Annotated in this window: 15 protein-coding genes; 6 read left to right on the top strand and 9 right to left on the bottom strand. The window is 71.2% G+C overall.

The annotated features are described in order from the left end of the window. Positions 1 to 285: 285 nt before the first annotated feature. The 4 genes from OG407_RS17505 to OG407_RS17490 form a co-directional block, all read right to left on the bottom strand. Positions 286 to 1260 (bottom strand): hypothetical protein, encoded by a 975-nt coding sequence (locus OG407_RS17505; protein ID WP_405859093.1) that lies wholly within the window; start codon positions 1258 to 1260, stop codon positions 286 to 288. Between the two features lie 121 nt (positions 1261 to 1381). Continuing rightward, positions 1382 to 2386 carry a zinc-binding dehydrogenase gene (locus tag OG407_RS17500; protein WP_405859091.1) on the bottom strand — a complete coding sequence of 335 codons (1005 nt, stop codon included), beginning with the start codon at positions 2384 to 2386 and terminating at the stop codon, positions 1382 to 1384. Further along, positions 2383 to 3540: a mandelate racemase/muconate lactonizing enzyme family protein gene (locus tag OG407_RS17495; protein ID WP_327404350.1), complete on the bottom strand. Its 1158-nt coding sequence runs from the start codon at positions 3538 to 3540 to the stop codon at positions 2383 to 2385. Before OG407_RS17495 ends, OG407_RS17500 begins: the two co-directional genes overlap by 4 nt. A gap of 342 nt (positions 3541 to 3882) precedes the next feature. Next, entirely contained in the window at positions 3883 to 4254 is a 372-nt protein-coding gene (locus tag OG407_RS17490) for a hypothetical protein (protein WP_405859087.1), read from the bottom strand. An 18-nt stretch (positions 4255 to 4272) separates the two neighbouring features. On the opposite strand from OG407_RS17490, the gene OG407_RS17485 reads away from it, so the two are divergent. Then, positions 4273 to 4707: a hypothetical protein gene (locus OG407_RS17485; RefSeq protein WP_405859085.1), complete on the top strand. Its 435-nt coding sequence runs from the start codon at positions 4273 to 4275 to the stop codon at positions 4705 to 4707. 54 nt (positions 4708 to 4761) lie between these two features. Here OG407_RS17485 and OG407_RS17480 read toward each other — a convergent pair whose 3' ends face one another. Continuing rightward, complete coding sequence (locus tag OG407_RS17480; RefSeq protein ID WP_318016110.1) at positions 4762 to 5199, bottom strand: MarR family transcriptional regulator; 438 nt, start codon at positions 5197 to 5199, stop codon at positions 4762 to 4764. A gap of 126 nt (positions 5200 to 5325) precedes the next feature. Here OG407_RS17480 and OG407_RS17475 point away from each other — a divergent pair, with 126 nt between their 5' ends. Next, positions 5326 to 6324: an NADP-dependent oxidoreductase gene (locus OG407_RS17475; RefSeq protein ID WP_405859083.1), complete on the top strand. Its 999-nt coding sequence runs from the start codon at positions 5326 to 5328 to the stop codon at positions 6322 to 6324. 69 nt (positions 6325 to 6393) lie between these two features. On the opposite strand, the gene OG407_RS17470 is transcribed toward OG407_RS17475, so the two are convergent. Continuing rightward, on the bottom strand, positions 6394 to 7548 hold the full coding sequence (locus OG407_RS17470) for a serine hydrolase domain-containing protein (RefSeq protein ID WP_405859081.1): 1155 nt from the start codon (positions 7546 to 7548) through the stop codon (positions 6394 to 6396). Continuing rightward, positions 7545 to 10130 (bottom strand): M14 family zinc carboxypeptidase, encoded by a 2586-nt coding sequence (locus tag OG407_RS17465; protein WP_405859079.1) that lies wholly within the window; start codon positions 10128 to 10130, stop codon positions 7545 to 7547. Before OG407_RS17465 ends, OG407_RS17470 begins: the two co-directional genes overlap by 4 nt. Before the next feature lie 182 nt (positions 10131 to 10312). Between OG407_RS17465 and OG407_RS17460 the strand changes: the two genes are divergently transcribed. Together OG407_RS17460 and OG407_RS17455 are read left to right on the top strand one after the other, a co-directional pair. Continuing rightward, positions 10313 to 11182: a hypothetical protein gene (locus OG407_RS17460; RefSeq protein ID WP_405859078.1), complete on the top strand. Its 870-nt coding sequence runs from the start codon at positions 10313 to 10315 to the stop codon at positions 11180 to 11182. A 41-nt stretch (positions 11183 to 11223) separates the two neighbouring features. After that, positions 11224 to 12021 (top strand): EI24 domain-containing protein, encoded by a 798-nt coding sequence (locus OG407_RS17455; protein ID WP_405859076.1) that lies wholly within the window; start codon positions 11224 to 11226, stop codon positions 12019 to 12021. Here the strand turns inward: OG407_RS17455 and OG407_RS17450 are convergent. Further along, positions 12016 to 13269 carry a pyroglutamyl peptidase gene (locus OG407_RS17450; RefSeq protein ID WP_405859074.1) on the bottom strand — a complete coding sequence of 418 codons (1254 nt, stop codon included), beginning with the start codon at positions 13267 to 13269 and terminating at the stop codon, positions 12016 to 12018. The two genes, OG407_RS17455 and OG407_RS17450, sit on opposite strands and share 6 nt — an antisense overlap. Before the next feature lie 161 nt (positions 13270 to 13430). On the opposite strand from OG407_RS17450, the gene OG407_RS17445 reads away from it, so the two are divergent. After that, positions 13431 to 13796: a YrdB family protein gene (locus OG407_RS17445; RefSeq protein ID WP_405859072.1), complete on the top strand. Its 366-nt coding sequence runs from the start codon at positions 13431 to 13433 to the stop codon at positions 13794 to 13796. Between the two features lie 28 nt (positions 13797 to 13824). Here OG407_RS17445 and OG407_RS17440 read toward each other — a convergent pair whose 3' ends face one another. Next, the gene (locus OG407_RS17440; RefSeq protein WP_405868456.1) at positions 13825 to 14409 is read right to left on the bottom strand and encodes a TetR/AcrR family transcriptional regulator; all 585 of its coding nucleotides are present in this window, start codon (positions 14407 to 14409) and stop codon (positions 13825 to 13827) included. Between the two features lie 107 nt (positions 14410 to 14516). On the opposite strand from OG407_RS17440, the gene OG407_RS17435 reads away from it, so the two are divergent. Further along, positions 14517 to 17027: a beta-glucosidase gene (locus OG407_RS17435; protein WP_405859071.1), complete on the top strand. Its 2511-nt coding sequence runs from the start codon at positions 14517 to 14519 to the stop codon at positions 17025 to 17027. The last annotated feature ends 31 nt before the right edge of the window (positions 17028 to 17058 follow it).

Here is a 17058-nt window from a genome sequence, read left to right as displayed (position 1 = left end):
GCGTGGGGGTGGTTCAGGATGCGGGGTTCGGTGGTGCGGGTGCGGGGTGGTGCCGGTTGTGTTGTGTGGTGCGGGCCCGGTGGGGGCTGGTCGCGCAGTTCCTCGCGCCCCTTCGGAAGCGGGACTGTGTTCGAGAGGTGCGGGCGGGTGATGCCGGTTGTGCGTTGGTGCGGGTTCGGTGGGGGTTGAGCGCGCAGTTCCCCGCGCCCCTTAAGTACCGGCCCGGGTTTTCAGGGGCGCGGGGAACTGCGCGACCAGCCACAGGCGGCCTGCGGACCCCAGTGGTCAGTCGGTGGCACTCTCGGTCGGGAAACGGTGGAGGGAGCCCGGCAACCTCGTGCCGAGGGGCGCCATGTCCCCGTCCGCGCCGTGCCTCGCGAGGAGGTCCAGGGCCAGCCGGCCCCGGCGGACCCGCTCGCGCGCCGTGTCGAGGGTGACGTCGCGCAGGTGGGTGCCCCACGGGTAGATGCCGGGGGCCTTGGAGAGGCCGAACTTCAGGTACAGGGGGGCGCCTCGGCGGATCAGTTCCGCGACCTCGTACATCCGGATGTAGCCACCGAGGTCGTCCGGCGCCTCGATGTACATGTCCATGGGGGCGGCCGACACCCGCCGGATCTCGGTCAGGTGATCCAGCGTCAGATCGCTGGGCACGTTGAGCGAGTCCGCGCCCAGGCGTTCGTACACCGCGTACGCCGCCGGGTTGACGGGACCGATCAGCGCCGAGACCTTGAGTGTTGTGTCGCCGGGGATGATGCCCGCCACCCGCGCCCGGTGCAACGTCCACAGCACGCCCTCGTCCGCGACGAGCAGGCACTTGACGCCCAACTCCGTTGCCCGCACGGCGTCTTCGATGCACCCGGCGACCGCGTCGTGGCCCCGGGCACGCAGACCCCCGCCACGCGAGTCGGAACGGACCGAGCCGCCGATGTCCCACGTCCCGCGCGGCCCGGTGAACAGGCAGAGCTCGATGTCGCGTTCGGCGGTGGCCTCGACCATCTCGGTGATCTCGGCGTCGGTCAGCATCCAGACACCGCTGCCCTGGCTGATCCGGTGGATCGGCACGTCCAGGCGCGAGGACTCCTTGAGGATGACCGCCAGCGCCTCGGGCCCCTCGCACGAGGGGATCTCGGTGCGCCAGCGACCGCCGTCCGGGAAGGTGTGGGTGGAGGCGTCGGCGGGGTCGAGGGCGGGCGCGCCCAGGCCGAGCGCGGAGAGGGCCTGCTCCCCGGGCCTGCGGGCTGCCGTGGCGGTGTCGGTCACTTGCTGTCCTTCGCGTTCGGTATTTCGGACGAGGTTCGCGGCTCGGGGTAGAAAAAGACTCTGGTGGTACGCCGGCACGGGGTGGTCAGGACACCCCGTGCCGGCGTACGGCTTGGGTTTCCTACGGCCGCAGCAGCACCTTGCCGACCTTCGGATCGCCGGACCCCACCAGCTCGATGGCCTGCGGGAACTCGGCGAGCGGCAGCTCATGGGTGACGAGGGGGAGGGGGTCGAGCAAGCCCGCCCCGAAGACCCGCACCGTGTGCGCCCAGGCGTCCGGCGGTGCCCCGAAGACGGTGTGCACCTCCAGCTGCCGTACGACGAGATCGGTGGGGTCGAGACCTTCGGCGCCCGGCGCGGGGATACCGGTGAGGACCAGGCGTCCGCCGCGCCGGAGCAGGGAGGCGGCGGTGCGCGCGGCGGACGCGGACCCGGCGGTCTCGATCACGACGTCGAAGTCGTCGGGCAACTCCTGGTCCCTGGTGAGGAATCGGCTCGCGCCGAAGTCCTTCGACAGTTTCGCGCGGTCGGGCCGGGTGCCCACCACGAGCAACTCGGCGGGGGAGCCAGCCTTCAGGAACTGCACCGCGAACATCCCGAGCGTGCCGGTACCGACCACCGCGACCCGCTCACCCGGCCGCGCGTTCGCCTTCAGTGCCGCCGCCGCGATGCAGGCCGCCGGTTCCAGCAGTGCCGCGGCCGTCAAGTCGGCCTCGTCCGGGAGGACATGGAGGAGCCGGGCGGGCAGCGTGAGGGTGGCGGCCATCGCGCCGGGCTGGGTGAAGCCGGTCTCCTCGTAGCCCGCCGTGCACAGGGTCGTCTCGCCCGCGTGGCAGCGGTCGCAGACCTGGCAGTTGCGGAAGCCCTCGCCAACGACCTTGCGGCCCAGGAGAGTTGCGGGCACGCCCGTGCCGACCGCCTCCACCGTGCCAGACCACTCGTGGCCCGGGGTGAGGGGGTAACGGACGTAACCCTCGGGCCTGTTGCCCTGGTACACCTCGCGGTCGCTGCCGCAGATGCCGACCGCGTGGACGCGTACCAGCGCCTCGCCCGCGTCCGGCTGCCGCGGCTCGTGCGAGGCCAGCCGGTGCTCGCCCGGTGCCTCGATGACGACCGCGGTGCTCACTTCGAACCCTTCGGCTTGCGCTGTTCCCAGCCGTCCGCCCAGAGGTCGAACCGGGCCTGCTGCTGCGGGAATTCGGCCGCCGCGTCGACGTCCAGCTCGACGCCGAGACCGGGCGCGTCCGAGAGGTGGAAGTAGCCGTCGATCACCTGCGGGGCGCCCTTGACGACCTTCTTGATGTCGGCGTCCGCGAAGTCGTTGAAGTGCTCCAGGATCTTGAAGTTCGGCGAGGAGAAGCCGACTTGGAGCGAGGCGGCGGTCAGCACCGGTCCGCCTACGTTGTGCGGGGCGACGAGGACGTAGTGCGCCTCGGCGGTCGCCGCCAGCTTCCGGGTCTCCCAGATGCCGCCGATGTGACCGACGTCGGGCTGGATGATGTCGACGGCCTGGCTCTCGAACAGCTCGCGGAACTCGATCCGGTCGTGGATGCGCTCACCCGTCGCGATGGGGATGTCCACCTTCGCGGCGACCTTCTCCAGCGCCTTCAGGTTCTCCGGCGGGACCGGCTCCTCCAGCCACGCGGGCTTGAACGGCGCGAGTTCGTGCGCCAGCCGTACGGCGGTCGACGGCGAGAACCGGCCGTGCATCTCCAGCATCAGCTCGGCGTCCGGACCGATCGCGTCCCGCACGGCCTCGATCAGGGAGACCGCGTACAGGGTCTGCTCGTGGTCGAGCTCGAAGTGCCCGGTGCCGAAGGGGTCGATCTTCAGGGCCTTGTACCCGCGCTCGACGACCCCCTGGGCGGCCTTGTGATAGGCCTCCGGGGTCCGCTCGGTGGTGTACCAGCCGTTCGCGTACGCCTTCACCTTGTCGGTGACCTTGCCGCCGAGCAGCTGCCACACGGGCACGCCGAGGGCCTTGCCCTTGATGTCCCAGCACGCCATCTCGATCACGGCGATGCCGGACATGACGATTTCACCCGCGCGCCCGTAGTCGCCGTACTTCATCCGGCGTACGAGGTCTTCCACCGCGAACGGGTCGGAACCGAGAATGTGGTTTGCCTCGGCCTCGCGCAGGTAACCGATCAGCGCATCGGTGTGGCCCAGCATCCGGGTCTCGCCGACGCCGGTGACGCCCTCGTCGGTGTGCACTTGGACGTACGTCAGATTGCGCCATGGCGTCCCGACCACGTGCGTACTGATTCCCGTGATGCGCACGGCAGATGCCCCCTGTGCTCTTCGGTGCTGTTCGAAATATCGGATCACGTTCGAAATGCTGGGCAGACAGTAAAGACGGCGGGGCGGGGGTGTCAATGGGTCGAACGCGTAACGGTTTCGGCAAGAGACGCGGTCGGCCTGCCGCTCGGCCGCGTCGGTTCGTGTCGATTCTTGTCGTTTCCCGCCGCGTCCCTACACAACTTTCACAGGCGTGACTATGAACGTCACCTGTGAGGAACTTAGTCTTCCCGCGTCATGGACTACTGCCACCCCTGCGGCCGGCACCTGAACGGCGCCCTCGCGTGCCCGGGGTGCGGCGCATCAGCCGAAGTGCCCGCCGACTCAACTCACGCCCACGCGCGCGGAGTTGACGCGCACCCGCAAACGGACGGCGCCCCGCACGAGGGCGCGGGCGGCCACGAGGAAGACGCCGACGGCGCCGAGCACCAGGGGCGCGCCGCGCGGCGGAGGAATCGCGGGCGCGAACGTGGCGACAGCGCCCGGCACCCGGTCGCGGACGGTGACGGGGACACCGGGAGTCCGGATGACGAGGACGACGAACACCAGGGGCGCGCCGCACGGCGGAGGAATCGCGGGCGCGGCCGGGATGACAGCGCCCTTGTCGCGATCCGGGACGACGGGGACGGCGACGACGATGCCGAGAGCCCGGACGTGGCGAGCGCGAGCCGTCGCGATCGCAAGGCCGCGGCACACCGGAGGCGGCGCCGCCGGGTGCTTCTCATAACGGCCGGTTTCGTACTGGCGGCGGGCGGCCTGAGTCTGGCAGAGCTGGGCACCGACGCGCCGTTCTCCAGCCAGAGGTCCGCGGCGCCGGGCGCCTCGGCGGAGGGCGGGTCGGACTCGGAGGCGAGCGAGACGGCCGAGCCCCTGGACGTCACGAAGACCGTCGGAACCAGCGCGGGCACGGCATCCCCGGACGCCTCGGGATCCCCGTTGGCGTCGCCGTCCAAGTCCGCGAAGGAAACGAAGGACCCCAAGGAGTCACGCACCCCGACGGCAGGCAGCGGCGGCGCCACGTCCCCCGCGTCCACGTCCTCGACGGACCCGACGACCACCACCCCGTCCTCGGACCCGTCGTCCTCGGACCCGAGCCCGACACCGTCGCCCTCGGAGACCTGCGAGCAGATCCTGTGGTGGTGTTCCTAGAGTCTGAGTGGTGTCGCTGAGCCGCCCGGCCCGGACGCCCGTGGGTGGCCCGGCTCAGACCTCCAGCATCCGCCGCAGCAGCCCCCGCAACGCCAGCCGCTCCTCGTCCGACAGCCCGGCCAGCGGTTCGCGGGCGAACCGCAGCGATTCCCGCAGGCTGCGGGCCACCCGGCGCCCCTCGTCCGTGGCCGCCGCCAGCTTCACGCGGCGGTCGGCGGGGTCGGGGCGGCGCTCCACCAGGCCGCGGGTCTCCAGCCGGTCCACGATCCCCGTGACGTTCGACGGCTCGCACTTCAGCTTCCGCGCCAGCTTGCGCATCGGCAGCGGCTCCAGGGACAGCAGGCTGAGCAGCCTGGCCTGCGCCCCGGTCAGCGCGTGGTCGCCCGCCGCCTCCTCGTAGTCCGCGTAGAACCGCGCCACGACGTCGCCGATCAGCTCGACGACCTCCATGGTCACGGGGTCGGAGCGGCGCGTCTTTTCGGGTGTGGCCATGGACGCAGAGTACCCCGTTACTTGACATCATGAAATATTCAGGCGCATGGTTGTTTCAGGTACTGAAGTATTCGGCAGTATGCGAACCACCCCGCACGGCCCCCTGCACTACGAAAGGCGCTTGTGATGATCAACCGCGAATGGCACCTGCTCAGCCGCCCGGTCGGCTGGCCGAAGCCCGAGGACTTCGCCCTGGTGGAGACCGAGACCCGGGCCCCAGCCGAGGGCCAGGTGCTGGTGCGGAACAAGTACCTCTCGGTCGACCCGTACATGCGCGGCCGCATGAGCGCCGCCAAGTCGTACACGGCCCCCTTCGAGCTCGGCAAGGTCATGCAGGGCGGCGCGGTCGGCGAGGTCGTCGAGTCGAACGCCGAGGGCTTCGCGGCCGGCGACCACGTCCTGCACTTCGGCGGCTGGCGCGAGTACGCGACCATCGACGCCAAGGGCGCCGTCAAGGTCGACCCCGACCTCGCCCCGCTCTCCACCTACCTCGGCGTCCTCGGCATGACCGGCCTCACCGCCTACGCCGGCCTGCTGCGCACCGCGTCCTTCAAGGAGGGCGACTCGGTCTTCGTCTCCGGCGCCGCGGGTGCCGTGGGCAGCCAGGTCGGCCAGATCGCCAAGCTCAAGGGCGCCTCCCGGGTCATCGGCTCCGCCGGTTCCGACGAGAAGGTCAAGCTCCTCGTCGAGGAGTACGGCTTCGACGCGGCCTTCAACTACAAGAACGGCCCGGTCGCCAAGCAGCTCCGCGAGGCCGCCCCGGACGGCGTCGACGTCTACTTCGACAACGTCGGCGGCGACCACCTGGAAGCGGCGATCGGCTCCCTGAACGAGCGCGGCCGTATCGCGATCTGCGGCATGATCTCGGTCTACAACAACACCGAGCCCGCCCCCGGCCCGAAGAACCTCAGCCGCCTCATCCAGACTCGCGGCCGCATCGAGGGCTTCCTGGTCGGCGACCACTACGACCTGCAGTCGCAGTTCGTCCAGGAGGTCGGCGCGTGGGTGGCCTCCGGCGAGCTCAAGTACCGCGAGACGGTCGCCGAGGGCATCGAGAACAACCTGGAGGCGTTCCTCGGCCAGCTGCGCGGGGACAACACCGGCAAGATGATCGTCAAGCTGTAGTTCTTCCGACAGCAGCAGTTGCTACGACGAGGCCGCACCCCTTGATACGGGGTGCGGCCTCGACCGTTGTCACTGAGCCAGCGCCGCGCCGTGCACGGCCCGCACCAGCCCCACGTTCTCCGCCGCCGCCCCGCCCGGGAAGGCGAAGCGGCGCCTGGTGTAGCCGTAGGCCAGGCCGCTGCGGGGGTCGGCGAAGGCCTGCGAGCCGGCCGCGCCGCTGTGGCCGATCGTGCCGGCGCCCAGGAACGGGTACACGGCGTCCGCGGTCGCCTGGAAACCCAGGCCGTACGCCCGGTGCGTGCCGGTCACCACGTCGTACCCGACGGAGTGCAGCTGCCCGAACTCCGCCGCCGTGTCCGGCTTCAACAGCGCGGCCCTGTCGTCGACCTCGCTGATCGCCGCCGCGTACAGCCCGGCGAGACCGCGCGCCGACGCCACCCCGCCGACCGACGCGGGACCCTTCGCCCGGATCACCCGTTCGTTCGGCAGCGACTCCAGGACGGTCGGCTGCGCCGCGTGCTCGTTGAACGCGATCGCGGCGAGACTGTGCGGCCCGGACGGCTCCGCCGCACGCGCGGCCTCCTGCTCCGGGGTCAACAACTGGGTTTGGACGGTGCGGAATCGGGGTTCGTGCACCGCCGGCAGCCCGAGGAAGAAGTCCAGCCCGTACGGCGCGCGCACTCTCTCCTCGTGCACGTCCCGGAGCGACCGGCCCGTGGCCCGCCGGACGATCTCGCCGGTCAACGCGCCGATCACCAGGGCGTGATAGCCGAAGACCGTGCCCGGTCGCCAGAACGGCCGCTGGTCGGCGAGGCGTTCGGCCACCGCCCGGTCGTCGGCCAGCTCGTCGAGCGTGAACCCGGTGTCCGTGCCGACCAGACCCGCCCGGTGCGCGAGCAGCTCGCGCAGTGTCAGCGCGCCTTTCCCCTCGGACGCGAACTCCGGCCAGTAGTACGTCACTTTGCGGTCCAGCTCCAGCGTGCCGTCCTGCACGAGCAGCGCCACCACGAGATGCGCGGCGCCCTTCGTGGACGAGAACACGCCATAGAGCGAGTCGCCGTCGGTACCAGGTGGCCCCGCCCACAGGTCGACGACCCGCCGACCATGTAGGTATGCACACAACTGGCCCTCATAATCGGCACGTTCGCCCGCCACCACCGCGGCGAACTCCTCCCGCACCGTCTCGAAGCCGTCGGCTACGGTGCCGTGGATCTCCTGGGTCATCTGCTCTCCTCGACTGATCCGCTGCTCGCGTGTGCCCCTGCGCGTGTGCCGTCGTTCGTGTGTGCCATGGTGAACAACGCCCGTCCGACCTGCGGGAGTTCCCCCTTGGGATGATCCCGGAAGAGGGGCTCCGTGCCGAACAGGACGGCGTGTCGGCCACTGACGACCGAGGGCCGCCCCGCCGCGTCCGCGGGACCGCCGGACCCGTCGGCCCGCGTCCGCCAGTGCCCGGCGAGGAGCGGAGTCCCGGTCGCGTACGACTGCTCGACGCGCACTCCGGAGCCGAGTCCGGTGAACCACACCGGCGCGTAGACGAAGCCGTAGGGCGGGGCACCCGCTGTGACCTGGCCCGAATTCACCACCCGTACAACGCCGTTGGCCTCCTCGGTGCCCTCGACGGGCGTGGCCGTCAGCTGTCCGGTCGCGGAGGCGAACGCGGCGCCGGTGACGCCCCGGCCGACGAGTCCGTGCCCGGCGGAGAGGAAGGTGCCCAGGGCGGTGCGGGCGGTCGGGGTCAGGTCGCCGTACTCCAACTCCGCGGACACGAACAGCACATCCGCCTTCGACCAGTCGAAACCGGCGTTCAGGACGTCCGTCGACACGGGCGTGACGTCGAAGTCCATCTCCCGCAGCGCGAACAACTCACCTGGCGTGACGGCGGCGGCGACGCGGACGGGGTGAAGTGCCTTGATGCCGGGGAGGGTTGTGGCCTCGAACGCCACGTCGTACGCCTGGGCCGCCGTGGTCGCTCCCGCCCGCGCCGAGGGCGTGTCCGGCACGATCGCGCTGCCGTCCGCCGCCCGCCGTACCGGAACCCCTTGCCGCAGAAGGGAGTTGAGGGCCGCGAACTCGGCCGGGTCGGTGAGGCGCAGGCGGAGGGCGCCGTGCGGGGCGACATGGGCGACGGGGGAGGGGACGGAGACGGTGGTGAGGGGTGAGGTGGGGAGGCTGGGCAGGGGCTCGACCTTGGCGCCCCACAGTCGGCCCAGGCTCCAGGCCGAGATGTCGTACATCGCCGTCACCTTGCCGCTGATGTCACGGCCGTCGGCCAACAGGGCGTTCGCCAGGCCGCGTTTGGGCTGGTGCATGTCGACGACGTACGGGCCGGTCGCCGCGCGTAGCACGCGGACGTCGTTGGCGACGAGGTGCGCGACGAGACGGGCGCCCGCGGTGTCGGCCGCAATGGTGTAGGCGCGGGGGAATTCGGTCGTGTAGACGTCCTCGGGGCCGATGCCCGGCACCCCCGGGACGGTCCGCGCCGACACCGGTACTTGCTCGGCGCCCGCCGCGCCCCGCCGGAACATCTCGATCTGGTCGGCGATGAGGGAAGTCCGGTGGGACCGGGCGAAGTCGAGGGTGGCGCGCATGGCGGCGCCCGCGACGGCCACGTCGATCGCGGCGCGGCGGTGCAGCTCGGCGGCGGGGAGGGTGTCGTAGGCCGCGTTGTCGACCTGGAGCGGGATCTCGACCGTGTGGGCGGCCACCGCGCCCTGGAAGGCCGCGTACTGCGGGGTGAAGACCGGGGGCCAGTCGTCCCAGCCCTCCGCCTGGTCCCGGAAGGGGATCTGGACGGGCTCGACGCCGTCCTTGGCCGGTGTGTAGCCGAGGCCGTTGACGGCGGTCTCCATGCCCAGGGCGTTGGCGTAGGTGTTCTTGAGGAAGAGGTCGTACTCGTAGTTCTCGCCGTGCGGGGGAGTGGTCGGCTCGATGAGCGTGCCGTTGACGTAACCGTGCAGGTCGAGCAGGACGGCGGGCTGTTTGTCGATCGTGAGCGCGCGGATCGCGCGGGTCTCGGGCTGGGACGCGGTGATCAAGTCCCGGTTCAGGTCGAAGCCGTTGGCGTTCGCGCGGGTGCCCGCGATACGGCCGTCCGGGTTCGCGGTGATGTTGAAGTAGAGGCGGCTGTGCGCCAACAGGTCTTTCGTCTTGGTGTCGTTGGCGGTGGCGAGCCGCTGGATGAGGTCGAGGGAGGCGTCGGTGCCCTCGCGTTCGTCGCCGTGGATGTTGTTGTCGAAGAGCACCGGGGTCTTGTAACCGGCCTTGATCTCCGGGGACTTGGCGGCGGAGGCGGGCGCGTTCTCGATGAGCTCGCGCATCCGTTCCTGGGCGGTGGCCTGGTCGGGGGTCTCCGGGGCGGTGACCGTGACGAGGTAGAGCCGGTGCCCGCCGGCCGAGACGCCCGCGACCTCGACACTCACCCGGTCGCCCAGCTGTTGGAGGGAGTTCAGGCGCGGAGCGAGGGCGTCGTACGGGATCAGGCCGAGCTTGAGGGACGTGTCGGCGGGGTTCGCCGGGTCGGGGGAGAGGACCTGGCGGCGCGGGTAGCCGAGGCGGGGGTCGGTGCGCGGGACGGTGGCGGTGAGAGCGCGGCGGGCGGCGGTGGCGGGCGCGCGGCCGGCGTAGCGGTCGGGGCCGGAGCCCTCACGGATGGTCGGGTCGGGCGCGGAACCCCGGCGGGGGACGGGCCGGGGAGTGGCGTCCGCCGTGCGGGGCTGGAGCAGGAGCGAACCGGCGGCGGTGGTCAGGGCGACGGCGGTGATCAGAACAGGTCTCGGGGGGACGGCTCTGGCAATGGTGCGCACGCGTACCTCCTCTTTGGTTCCAGAGATCGGTACGGCGAGCCGCACCTGTTCGACTCAACGGTGAACAGGAAGTTGTCGGTGTCGTCGATGCCCCGTATGGCGCATTCACCGGGCCGGGGAGGGGGCATGCTGAGCACAGGTCACCGGTACCGGGCGGCGAGCGTGTACGGCGAGGAGGTCCCATGGCAACGATTCCTTCGATCCCCAGCAGGGACGAGGTGCTGCGGATGGCACGCAGCACCACCGACATCACCGGCCAACTCCTGGACACGGCCGGGAACATCACCAGGATCGCGATCAACACCCTTGATCCACGCGACGGTTCGGGCGCGGAGGCGCTACGGGTCCTGCGCGAGACCACCGCCGAACTGGCCGAGGCGAGCGCGTCGCCGCAGGCCCAGGAGGCGTTCTACCGCATCGTCGACACCCTGACCCGGCTCGGCACGACCGGCGCCCCGCTGGCCGTGCACCCGGTGAGCGCACCGGCGCAGGCGCTGCTGACCGTGCTCGGCGACAGCCTGCTGCCCGTCCTGGACGCGGTGGAACCGGCGGTCGAGGAGTTCGCCACGGCACTCGGCGACCTGGTCGAGGCGGCGTCCCCGCTGCTGCCCGCGGCGGCGGGCGTGGCCGCGGGCGTCCTGCTGGCCCTCACCCCGCCGATCCGCGCGCTGGCCGACACCCTGGCCGACGCGTCCCCCGAACTCCGGCGCGTGGCCGAGGCGTTGACGGCGGCGCTGGCTCCGCTGCTCCCGTTCCAGGTCGCCCTCGCGCAACGGGCGGCGACCGCGGGCGCGAACGTGATCCGGGCCGCCCTGCCCCCACTCGCCGACCTCACGGAGGCCGCGGCGGCGACCACGAAGGTGGCCGGCCCGGTCCTGGTCGCCGGCGAGGAACTCCTGGTCTCCGCCCTGGAACGCGTCCAGCCGGCCCTCCTCGCGGCGACCTCCCGCGCGGGCCGGGTGGCCCGGGCGACGGCGGTACGGGTGACGGCGGCGGTGTCGCCGGCGGCGGACCGGGGGGTTGTGGTGGCGGTGTCGAACGCGGGTGCGTAGCGGTGTCGACCGGGAGTGAGGCGAACCGTAGAGTTCGCCCCATGCATGATCTTGGCGCGGGGTTCGGCTATCTCCTGAAGGGCCAGCGCTGGATGGCGCGGCACGGGAGGCACTACGGTTTCGGGCTGATCCCCGGCCTGATCACGCTGGTCCTGTACGTGGCGGCGCTGGTCGCGCTGGCGCTCTGGGGCCAGGACTTCGTCACCTGGACGACGCCCTTCGCGGACGACTGGTCGAGCCCGTGGCAGGGCCTGTTCCGCGGCTTCCTCACGGCGGTGCTGTTCGTACTGGCCCTGCTGCTCTCGGTGTTGACGTTCACGGCCGTCACGCTCCTCATAGGCCAGCCCTTCTACGAGACCCTCTCCGAGAAGGTCGACCGGGACGTCTCCCCGGACGGCACGGCCCCCGAATCGGGCCTCCCGCTCTGGCGCGACCTGTGGATCTCGGCCCGCGACAGCCTCCGCATCCTGGTCCGCGCGGTGCTGTGGGGCGTCCTCCTCTTCGCCCTGGGCTTCGTCCCGTTCATCGGCCAGACGGTCGTCCCGGTGATCGGCTTCTTCGTCACCGGCTTCTTCCTCACGGAGGAGCTGACGGCGGTCGCCCTCCAACGCCGAGGCATCGACCTCCGCGCCCGCCTCACCCTCCTCCGCTCCCGCAAGACCCTGATCTGGGGCTTCGGCACCCCCCTCGGCCTCTCCTTCCTGATCCCGTTCGTCGCGGTGTTCCTGATGCCGGGGGCGGTGGCGGGGGCGACGATGATGGCGCGGGAGCTGTTGGGGGAGGAGACCGAGGGGGAGGGCGCGGAGGACGAGGGTGAATCGTCTTCTACGACGCTATGAACCGGCTGCCGCGTCCATCGCCACCGTCACCATCGCCCTCACCTGCGCGATGATGTCCACCCGGTTCCGCACGAACTCCGGATCGGTGATCGCCCCGGTCGCCGGGTCCGTGTTCCCCGCCCCGAACTGCAGTACCGGCGTGTGGATATGCCCGCCCGGCAGCGCATCGTGCAGCCCGAGCCGGTCCCGTAGCAGCGTGGCGCGGTAGGCGATCTCGTTGGAGAGATAGTTGCCGCCGCCCCCGGCACGGGCCGTGGACCCCGCGGTCGGCCCGTCCGGCCGTACGACAGGAGCGGTCGCGCCGGCGGGGATCTCCGTCACCTCGGTGTGGTCGTAGACGGGGAACCGTCCGGTGTCGGCGGCCACCATCGCCTTGTACGGCAGGGTCGTTGACGTCCACTGGGGCTGCGAGGCCGGATCGGCGACGGGCACGGTCTCGGTCTTCGACACGTTGTCGTTGTCCGGATACCCGCCCCGCCAGGCCCCGTTGGTCCGCTCGACGTCGAACCGGCCCACCCGCCCCTGGCTCACGGTCGTGAACAGATCCACTTTCGGCAGATACGGCCGCAAGGCCCGCTCCACGCTCCCCTCCGCGAAGTCCGCCCACCGCACGGGGAACATGGCCGTCTCGATCCGCGCCGGCCCGTCCGCGGTCCGGATCACCGTGCCGTCGAGCGCGAGCGCGGTGGCCCCGGAAGGATTGGAGATCCGGATGTCCGCGTCGAGCGTGAACGGGTCGAACCCGGTCACGAGAATCCGCTTGACCCCCTTCTCGTGCGGATACCGAATACTGCTCTGCCCGCGCGAGGTCACTTCCAACTGCCCCAGCAGAGCGGCCCGTTGCCCGTCCGTGATTCCGAACCCGGGCTCCCACTCCCGGACTTCCCGAGTCATCCCCAACCGGGCCCAGTACAACGGCCGGTCATCATCCCGGCTCAGATCCCCGCAGGCCTCCCCCCGCCCCTGGGCCCGCGCCACGGCCCGCCGCCACAACGCGGTCCCCTTGTCCACGACAACGCGCCGCGCCTGCGCGTAACTGCGCGCCCCTTCGAGCGCGTGGGCGAACTCTGGTGCCACGGTGTCGAATCCGGAGTGTTCGAGGATCTCCTGGGGGACCGCCCTGTCGAGCCGCTGCTCCTCGACGGTCGGGGTCAGGGTGGTGTCGGCCGCCGCCCCGGTACCGGGAGCGGAGAAACCGGCCAGCAGGGCCAGTCCGAGGATGCCGGTCCGAACTCGTATGACGTTCAAGGTGGTTGAGGCCTTCCGTTCGCAGTGGGGTGCGGTGCGGTGCCGGACGGCCGCAGTATCGCGTGACGGGAGGGGGCTGCGCCACGGGTGCGAGGGATGATCCGAAGTCGTGGCCGCCGCACCCGCGACAGCCTGATCCCCGCCGGGCGATACTGCCGCCCATGACGGCAGCGAAGGCAGTGAAGCCAGTGGACACGGCCAAGGCAGCGAACCTCGGAGTCCTCTTCGCCATCGAGATCGGCGCCCTCGTGGCCGTCGGCTACTGGGGGTTCACGCGGGACCTCGCCACACCGCTGACCTGGCTGCTCGGGATCGGTGGGCCTGTGGTGCTTGCCGTGGTGTGGGGGTTGTGCGGCTCGCCGAAGGCCAAGTACAAGGTGCGGGGCGCCGGCCGGGTCGGGTTCGAGGTGGTGTGGTTCGGGGCCGGGGTTGCCGCGCTGGTCCTCGCCGGGGTCTACGACTGGGCCCTCGTCCTCGCCCTCGTGTGTGTGGTGAGCAAGACGCTGGCCGTCATCTGGCGTCAGTAGCGGGCGAGTTCACGACCCGGCCCTCGACTCACCCCTCGCCCAGCAACGCCAGGAAGTCCCGGAACGCCCCCGGCATGTCCACCGACTCCGGGTCCAGCAGCCACTGGTACTGCAGCCCGTCCATCACCGCGACCAGCAGCGGAGCCGCCCGCTCGGGCGTCAGGCCGTTCGGCAGGCGGTCGCCGTACTCGGCACGCAGGACCCCCGCCATGTTCGCCCGGACGCGGACGTACCGCTCGGTGAAGTAGTCCCGCGCCGGATGCCCCTCCGTGACGCTCTCGCCGAGCAGGGCCGAGAAGGTCTGGATGATGCCGGGCCGCATCGCGTTGTACTCGACCAGGGATGCCAGCAGGTCGACGCGCCAGCGGCTGTCGGGTACGGCGTCCCACTGGTCCCGTTCCTCCAGGACGGCGACGAGCAGCGCGTCCTTCGTGGGGAAGTAGTGCAGCAGGCCCTGCTGGGTCAGGCCGACCCGCTCCGCCACCGCCGCCAGGCTCGCGCCCCGGTAGCCGCGCTCGGCGATGACCTCCAGGGCCGCCCGCACGATCTCGGCGCGTCGTTCCTCGCGCCGGGTCCTGGAGTTCGTGGCGTTCATGGCGTCACCGTACGACACCCGGCGACCGCTCATATAACAGCAAGGTTACGAAACCTACCGCTCTACAGGTAGCCGATGCACGATGGAGGCACGGCACCACACGGATTCAGCGAGGAGGCACCGGGATGGCGGGACCCCGTAAAGCGGTCGAAGCGGGCGGAGCAGTCGACGCGGTCGTCGAGGCGGCGCTCGGCAAGCTCGACCTGGATGCCAAGGCCCGGCTGCTCGCCGGGCAGGACATGTGGTCGCTGCCCGCGCTCCCGGAGATCGGCCTCAAGTCGCTCGTCATGTCCGACGGCCCGATCGGCGTCCGGGGCGTGCGCTGGACCGCCGACGATCCCTCCGTCGCGCTGCCGTCCCCCACCGCCCTCGCCGCCACCTGGGACCCTGAACTCGCGCACCGGGCGGGCGTGTTGCTCGCCCAGGAGGCCCGGCGCAAGGGGGTCCATGTCCTCCTCGCCCCGACCGTCAACCTCCATCGCTCCCCGCTCGGCGGACGGCACTTCGAGGCGTACAGCGAGGACCCGTACCTCACCGGACGGATCGGCGTCGGGTACGTCGAGGGCGTCCAGTCCGGCGGCGTCGGCACCACCGTCAAGCACTTCGTCGCCAACGACGCCGAGACCGACCGCTTCACCGTCGACAACCTGATCTCCCAACGCGCCCTGCGCGAGCTGTACTTGGCCCCCTTCGAGCTCATCGTCGAGAACGCCCACCCCTGGGGCATCATGACCGCCTACAACACGGTCAACGGCACGACGATGACCGAGCACCGGTACCTCGTGAACGAGATCCTGCGCGGCGAATGGGGCTTCGACGGCTTCAACGTCTCCGACTGGACCGCCGCCCGTTCCACCGCCGGCGCCATCGAGGGCGGCCTCGACGTCGCCATGCCCGGCCCGAAGACCGTCTACGGCGAGGCCCTCGCCCGGGCCGTGCGCGACGGCGAGGTCGAGGAGGCCACCGTCGACACCGCCGTACGGAACGTGCTGCGGCTCGCCGCCCGCGTCGGCATCCTGGACGGCGCCGAGCCCATCGTGGCGGAGGCCCAACTCCCGTCCCCTGTCGACGGCGAGGCCCTCGCCCGCGAGATCGCCCGCCGCTCCTTCGTCCTCGTCCGGAACGAGAACGACGCCCTCCCGCTGAAGCCGAACGGCACCGTCGCGCTCCTCGGCGCCGCCGCCCGCGACGCCCGTGTCCTCGGCGGCGGCTCCGCCATCGTCTTCCCGCCCCACGTCGTCTCCCCGCTCGACGGCCTCACCGCCGCCCTCCCCGAAGGCACCCTCAGCTACGCCGTCGGCGCCGACCCGAACACCGAACTCGCCGACGCCGACAAGGGGTTCGAGCTGCGCGCGATCTGCCGGGACGCGGCGGGCCGGGTCATCGGCACCGCCTCCGCGCCCAGCGGACAGCTCCGGTGGATGGGCGCCGACCTCCCCGAGGGCGTCACCCACGACACCCTCCACGCCGTCGAACTCGCCGGCACCTTCACCCCGCGCGACACCGGTCAACACACCTTCGGCATCAAGGGACTCGGCGCCTTCACCCTCACCGTCGACGGCACGACGTACTACGACGACGTCCAACGCCCGCTCAAGGACGACCCGTTCAGCTCCTTCTTCGGCGCCCCCGAACCCCGCGCCCGCGTCGACCTCACCGCCGGCACCCCGGTCGAGGTGTCCCTGACCTACGTCGTGAGCTTCTCCGAGAACCGCGACCTCAAGGTCATCGGCTTCACCCTCGTCCACCAGGAACCGCAGCGCGACCCCGACGAACTCATCGCCGAGGCAGTCGAGTCGGCGCGCACCGCCGAAACCGCCGTCGTCGTGGTCGCCACCACCGAACGCGTCGAGTCCGAGGGCTACGACCGGACGGACCTCCGACTCCCCGGCCGTCAGGACGACTTGGTGCACGCCGTCGCCGCCGCCAACCCGAACACCGTCGTGATCGTCAACTCCGGTTCCCCGGTCGAGCTGCCCTGGCGCGACGAGGTCGCCGCCGTGCTGCTCGGCTGGTTCCCCGGCCAGGAGGGCGGCGCGGCCCTCGCCGACGTCCTCACCGGCGCCCACGAACCCGGCGGCCGGCTCCCCACCACCTGGGGCTCCCTCGCCGACGCCCCGGTCACCCGGGTCGTCCCGGATGACGGCCAACTCGCCTACACCGAGGGCGTCTTCATCGGCTACCGCGCCTGGGAGAAGGAGGGCCGCAGCCCGTCGTACCCCTTCGGGCACGGCCTCGGTTACACCGACTGGAGCTATGAATCGATCGAGGCGGAGATCGAGGGGGAGACCGAGGCGGAGATCGAGGGCGGCGGTACGTCCGTCACCGTCCGCGTCACCAACTCCGGTGCCCGGCATGGCCGTGAGGTCGTCCAGGTCTATCTGGCCCCCACCGACACCGACACCGACACCGACACTGTCACCGCTCCGGAGCGTCCCGCCCGCTGGCTGGCCGGTTTCGCGGGGGTCGAGGCGGGCCCGGGCGAGAGCGCCGAGGTGATCGTCGAACTTCCGCGACGGGCTTTCGAGATCTGGGATGAGACGGCGAACTCGTGGGCAGTTGTAAAGGGTTCGTACGAGATCCACGCGGGGCGCTCGATCGCGGACCGCGGGGTCGTCACGACGATTAACGTCTGAGCCGGGACAAGCTCCCCACAGACAGCCCCGG

Origin of the sequence: Streptomyces sp. NBC_01515, from assembly GCF_045040345.1 — a bacterium.
GTDB lineage: Bacteria > Actinomycetota > Actinomycetes > Streptomycetales > Streptomycetaceae > Streptomyces.
The sequence above is the reverse complement of the archived record's forward strand: the minus strand, read 5'-3'. Positions and strand labels throughout refer to the sequence as shown.